Source organism: Candidatus Zixiibacteriota bacterium, assembly GCA_014728145.1.
GTDB lineage: Bacteria > Zixibacteria > MSB-5A5 > JAABVY01 > JAABVY01 > WJMC01.
Genome location: WJMC01000227.1, coordinates 1 through 5,198, shown reverse-complemented (window position 1 = coordinate 5,198; position 5,198 = coordinate 1). Strand labels below are relative to the sequence as shown.

Below are 5,198 nucleotides of genomic sequence, written 5' to 3'. Positions count from 1 at the left end.
GGTGAGACATCCATATAATTGACTTCCTCGGGAGACACCACAGGGTAGTCACTTCGATGCCGAAGGGTAATGTTCTTGTGTACGAATCGTCCCTTTTCATCCAGAGGCTCGTTGGCCTGCGCGATCTTATACTTGTCCTCCTCGTCGGCGGTCATATAAACTAATTCATCAGTGACTTTGCCGTTCTCACATTTGCGGTAGGGCGTCTCAAGAAATCCATAGCGATTGATCCGGGCGTATGTCGCCAGAGACGCGATCAATCCGATATTGGGGCCCTCAGGCGTTTCGATCGGACACAAACGTCCATAATGCGTATGATGCACATCGCGCACCTCGAATCCAGCCCGTTCACGGGTCAGACCTCCGGGACCGAGTGCGGAAAGTCGACGCTTATGAGTAAGCTCCGAAAGCGGATTGGTCTGATCCATAAACTGCGAAAGCTGAGAGGATCCGAAAAAGGTATCCACAACAGCTGAGACAGTCCGGGCATTGACGAGGTCATGAGGCGTAATGCTCTCAGCATCTTTAAGGCTCATCCGTTCGCGAATCGTGCGGGCCACACGCGAAAGACCGACCGAGAACAGGTTGGAAAGAAGTTCCCCGACTGTACGAGCGCGACGATTGCCCAGATGATCGATATCGTCGATATAACCGTCACCGGCACGCAGGTTGATCAGGTACTTTATAATGGCCACGAAATCCTTGATATCCAGTACGGTCTGCTCCAGGGGGACATCCAGACCCAGTCTCTGGTTAATCATGTACCGGCCGACTTCACCGAGATCATAACGTTTCTCGGAGAAGAACATATTTTCGATCAGGTTTTTGGCAAGCTCCAGAGTGGGAGCGTCGCCGGGACGAATCAGGGAATACATCTTGAACAGGGCTTCCTCGCTCGAAGAGGTCTGGTCTTTGACTAAAGTGTTGAAGATAACTTTCTTTTCAGCAGGAATTTCATCTGCTAGAATTTTGAACGACTTGATTTTCTGATCCTGGAGTTTTTCGATCAGTTCTTCTGTGAAATCCTGGCCGGCATCCATGATGATTTCGCCGGTCTCGGTATCGATAATCGGTTCCGCGAGGGTCATACCCGTCAGTTCAGCGCCGTTCTTGGAAGTCAGCCTAAATTTTTTCAGCTCGTAAAATTCATTTATCAAATCTTCATTGGTGGAAAATCCCAAGGCACGCAAGAAGGTCGTAACCGGGAACTTACGACGCGAGTCGATATGCACGAACATGATGTCGTTGATATCGATCGTAAATTCAACCCAGGAGCCGCGAAACGGTATGATGCGCGACAAAAACAGCCTTTTGCCGTTGGGATGAATGTCATCGTCAAAGGACACGCCCGGTGACCTGTGAAGCTGATTGACCACTACCCTTTCGGCACCGTTAATCACAAACGTTCCGCCGGGAGTGATAAGTGGTAAATCGCCAAGAAAAACATCCTGTTCGATGATATCCTTGACTTCCTTGGTTTTGCCTTCCTGTTCCTTGGCAATCAATCGCAAAGTCGCCTTGAGTGGAGCGGAATGAGTCATGTTGCGCTCCTGGCACTCCTCGATCGTATAGCGCGGAGATCCTATCTGGTAACGGACGAACTCGAGGGTGTAATTCTCGTGCACATCCGTGACCGGGAAGATTTCATTGAAGATCCTCTCGAGCCCCTGATTTTTCCTCTCGGCCGGAGGCATTTCAGCCTGCAAAAATTCCCTGTAGGAATTGAGCTGAACCTCCAGAAGATTAGGCATCTCAGAAGGAGAGGTCAGTTTTGAAAAAGAGATTCTTTCAACCGGTGTTACTTTAGCCAAAGCAAACACTCCTTATAAAATGTCAAAGAGCAAAAAGCCCTATCCCCAAAAAAACAAAACAATCCCACAAGGCTTTTTCATCTTTGAAAAAGCCTTTATGTGATTTCGCAATTTTAGCCGGGTGAATACTCACGTTCGGGTACGGTATTCCATTCCGTTTAAGTCACCCTTCACAATCGACAGACATAACGGGATTTACCCCGTTAAAGTTCCGGGGTAAATCCTTAGTCTATTTTAATAGATGCGCCGACTTCTTCGAGCTTGGCCTTGGCCGCTTCGGCTTCTTCCTTGTCCACACCCTCCTTGACCTTGTTGGGTGCGCCATCGACTAACTGCTTGGCTTCCTTCAAGCCCAGGCTGGTCAGTTCGCGGACGACTTTAATGACCTGGATTTTCTTATCGCCGACAGCTTCCAGCACGACGTCAAACTCGGTCTTTTCTTCCTCCGCTTCCCCGCCACCAGCACCGGGGGCAGCCGCCACTGCGGCCACAGGGGCAGCAGCAGAAACACCATATTTCTCCTGCAGAGCCTTGGAAAGGTCAGCCAGCTCCATAACAGTCAGCTTATCAATTTCTTCAATTATCTTATCAGTTGCTTCACTCATCGAACATACTCCCTAACGTTTACTCGGCCGCCGCAAGTTGCCTCCGGGTAGTTTCTACCCGCTTCCGGCAGTCTGGTTCATTTATGGCTTAGAAGCAGATTAACTTTCTTTTTGTTGTGCTATTTGATCGATTGTCACACACAGCTCTCTCAAAAGCCCGTCCAGAGTACCCACCAAATTTGAAAGCGGAGCTCCAATAGATCCTACGACCTTGGCAATCAACTCCTCCTTGGAGGGCAACTCTGCCAGCTCTTTGAGCTTGTCAGCGTCATAAATGACACCGTCTGCAAAAAACGCTTTGACCTCGGGTTTACCAACATCTTTGGCAATATCTTTTTTAAAATCATAGAGGGTCTTGGCAGGAACAGTCGGATCTTCAGTGCCGAATGCGATCGCGGTTGGGCCGGTGAAAAAATCAACCAGCTTTTCATAACCCTTCTGCTTGGCTACAATCCTGAGCAGTGTGTTTTTGGCAACCCGGTACTTGATTTCATTGTCGCGCAGTTTCTTGCGCAGATCGGTCATCTGTTCTACCGTCAGACCGAGATAATCGGTCACAAATATGCTCTGGGAATTATCGAACAGCTCGCCCAGTTCTTGAACCACATCCTCTTTTTCAGAACGCTTTAACATGACTAACCTCTCCAATCGATCAGGTCTTGAGTTCGGCCACCAGCTGGGCGGGGTGGAGTTTGATTCCCACTCCCATGGTGGAACAGATCGAGATATGTTTCAGGTACTGCCCCTTGGCCGCGGCTGGTTTGGCACGCAGGATGGCATCCAGAAAAGCCAGGGCATTCGCCTTTATCTTATTTTCATCAAATGATACTTTACCAATGGAAGCATGCACATTGCCGGCCTTATCAACTCTATAAGAGATCTTGCCCTTTTTGATATCCTGGACGGCCTTGCCGATATCGAAAGTTACCGTTCCGGATTTAGGGTTGGGCATCAAACCTCGTGGCCCCAACAGTTTACCCAGTTTCCCCATCACATTCATGACATCCGGTGTCGCCACAGCGACATCGAAATCAAACCATCCGCCCTGAATCTTTTCGGCCAGATCCTCCAGGCCGACATAATCAGCCCCGGCATCCTCGGCTTCTTTCACCTTCTCACCCTTGGCCATCGCCAGCACACGGACTCTTTTGCCGGTACCGTGCGGGAGCACGACAGTACCACGTACCATCTGGTCGGATTTTCGGGGGTCGACTCCCAGCCTGAGCGCAAATTCGATCGATTCATCGAACTTGGCATAAGCGCCTTCCTTGATAAGCTTTACCGCGTCATCGATACCATAAGCGGTGCGGCTGTCCACTTTTTCTCTGAAATTTTTATAGTTTTTTCCAGCTTTCATGACTGCCTCTTATAGGTTTAACTGACGACCTCTATACCCATACTGCGGGCCGTTCCGGCCACCATCTTCATCGCCGCCTCGACATCCGCCGCATTCAAATCCGGCATCTTCATCTCCGCTATCTCGCGCACTTGCTTGAGGGTCACAGATCCGACCTTGTCACGATTGGGAACCGACGATGCTTTTTTCAGCTTGGCGGCCTTGCGTAAAAGATCTGCCGCTGGAGGCGTCTTGGTTATGAATGTAAAAGATTTATCCTGGTAGACTGTAATCACCACCGGGATGATATTACCAGCCTGCTTCTGAGTTCTCGCGTTAAACGCTTTACAGAATTCCATGATATTGACGCCATGCTGGCCCAGCGCCGGTCCTACCGGCGGAGCCGGGTTGGCGCTTCCGGCCGGAATCTGTAGTTTTATGAATCCAGTTACTTTTTTAGCCATACTGCACTCCTACGTAGCAGCTCCTATTTGCAGAAAATCCAGCTCCACCGGAGTCGGTCTGCCGAATATAGATACCATTACTTTTGCTTTCTTACGTTCCATATTTATTTCAGAGATGAAACCGGAAAAATCAGTAAACGGACCGTCGGTAACCTTGACAGCATCACCGGTTTTGAAGGGAAATTCACCTTCCTCGATCGCCTTGGCCTTGTCCATCTGCCCCATCACCCGTTTCGCCTCGGCTTCGGTAATCGGAACCGGCTTGCCGCCGGATCCTACAAACGAGGTTATACCCGGGGTACTGGTAACCAGGTGCTGAGTTTCGTTGTTGAGGTCGACCTGAATCAAAATGTAACTGGGCAGAAACTTCTTGTTCTGGGTCGACTTCTTACCGGATCTCATCTCCGTAACTTTTTCAACCGGAACCAGTATCTCGCCGAACAATTCCTCCAGCCCGCGGTGCTCGACCTCTTTCTCTAAAAGCTTTTTGGCCTTGGCTTCATGGCCCGAATATGTATGCACTACATACCACTGTAATTCGCCCATAGCGCCCTATCCCCTGAGACTGAGAATACTAAATATGATAGTTTCCAGCGTCTTGTCGACGGCATAGATAAAAACCGCCAGAACCAGTGTGAAAACCACCGTAACGATCGTCGAACCGACCAGTTCAGTTTTAGACGGCCAGGTGACCTGCCTCAATTCGGCAATCGTCTCCTTCAGATATGTCCTGATTTTTTCCTTCATGATTCCTTCAATTTGCAGGTCTGGAGGGACTCGAACCCCCAACCCCCGGTTTTGGAGACCGGTGCTCTAGCCAATTGAGCTACAGACCTGAGTATTTATATAAAAATCAAGTCTACTCCGTTATCTCAGTTACAACGCCGGCACCGACAGTGCGTCCACCCTCGCGGATCGCGAAGCGAAGCTCTTTCTCAAGCGCCACGTCACTCACAAGCTCAACATCCATCGTGATGTTGTC

Annotated in this window: 8 protein-coding genes and 1 tRNA gene; all 9 read right to left on the bottom strand. The window is 49.7% G+C overall.

Going from position 1 to position 5,198, the window contains the following annotated elements; genetic code table 11:
• A partial coding sequence (gene rpoB / locus GF404_12750; GenBank protein ID MBD3383049.1) for a DNA-directed RNA polymerase subunit beta occupies window positions 1–1,811 on the bottom strand: 1,811 nt, incomplete at its 3' end.
• 224 nt (window positions 1,812–2,035) lie between these two features.
• Window positions 2,036–2,416 carry a 50S ribosomal protein L7/L12 gene (gene rplL, locus GF404_12745; GenBank protein MBD3383048.1) on the bottom strand — a complete coding sequence of 127 codons (381 nt, stop codon included), beginning with the start codon at window positions 2,414–2,416 and terminating at the stop codon, window positions 2,036–2,038.
• A gap of 99 nt (window positions 2,417–2,515) precedes the next feature.
• Window positions 2,516–3,049 carry a 50S ribosomal protein L10 gene (gene rplJ / locus GF404_12740; GenBank protein ID MBD3383047.1) on the bottom strand — a complete coding sequence of 178 codons (534 nt, stop codon included), beginning with the start codon at window positions 3,047–3,049 and terminating at the stop codon, window positions 2,516–2,518.
• Between the two features lie 19 nt (window positions 3,050–3,068).
• Complete coding sequence (locus GF404_12735; protein MBD3383046.1) at window positions 3,069–3,773, bottom strand: 50S ribosomal protein L1; 705 nt, start codon at window positions 3,771–3,773, stop codon at window positions 3,069–3,071.
• A gap of 17 nt (window positions 3,774–3,790) precedes the next feature.
• Entirely contained in the window at window positions 3,791–4,216 is a 426-nt protein-coding gene (rplK, locus tag GF404_12730) for a 50S ribosomal protein L11 (GenBank protein MBD3383045.1), read from the bottom strand.
• A gap of 9 nt (window positions 4,217–4,225) precedes the next feature.
• Window positions 4,226–4,762 (bottom strand): transcription termination/antitermination factor NusG, encoded by a 537-nt coding sequence (gene nusG, locus GF404_12725; GenBank protein MBD3383044.1) that lies wholly within the window; start codon window positions 4,760–4,762, stop codon window positions 4,226–4,228.
• Between the two features lie 6 nt (window positions 4,763–4,768).
• Window positions 4,769–4,963 carry a preprotein translocase subunit SecE gene (gene secE / locus GF404_12720; GenBank protein MBD3383043.1) on the bottom strand — a complete coding sequence of 65 codons (195 nt, stop codon included), beginning with the start codon at window positions 4,961–4,963 and terminating at the stop codon, window positions 4,769–4,771.
• Window positions 4,964–4,978: 15 nt separating this feature from the next.
• Window positions 4,979–5,052 (bottom strand) — tRNA-Trp (locus tag GF404_12715).
• 23 nt (window positions 5,053–5,075) lie between these two features.
• On the bottom strand, window positions 5,076–5,198 hold a 123-nt coding region (gene tuf / locus GF404_12710), incomplete at its 5' end, for an elongation factor Tu (GenBank protein ID MBD3383042.1).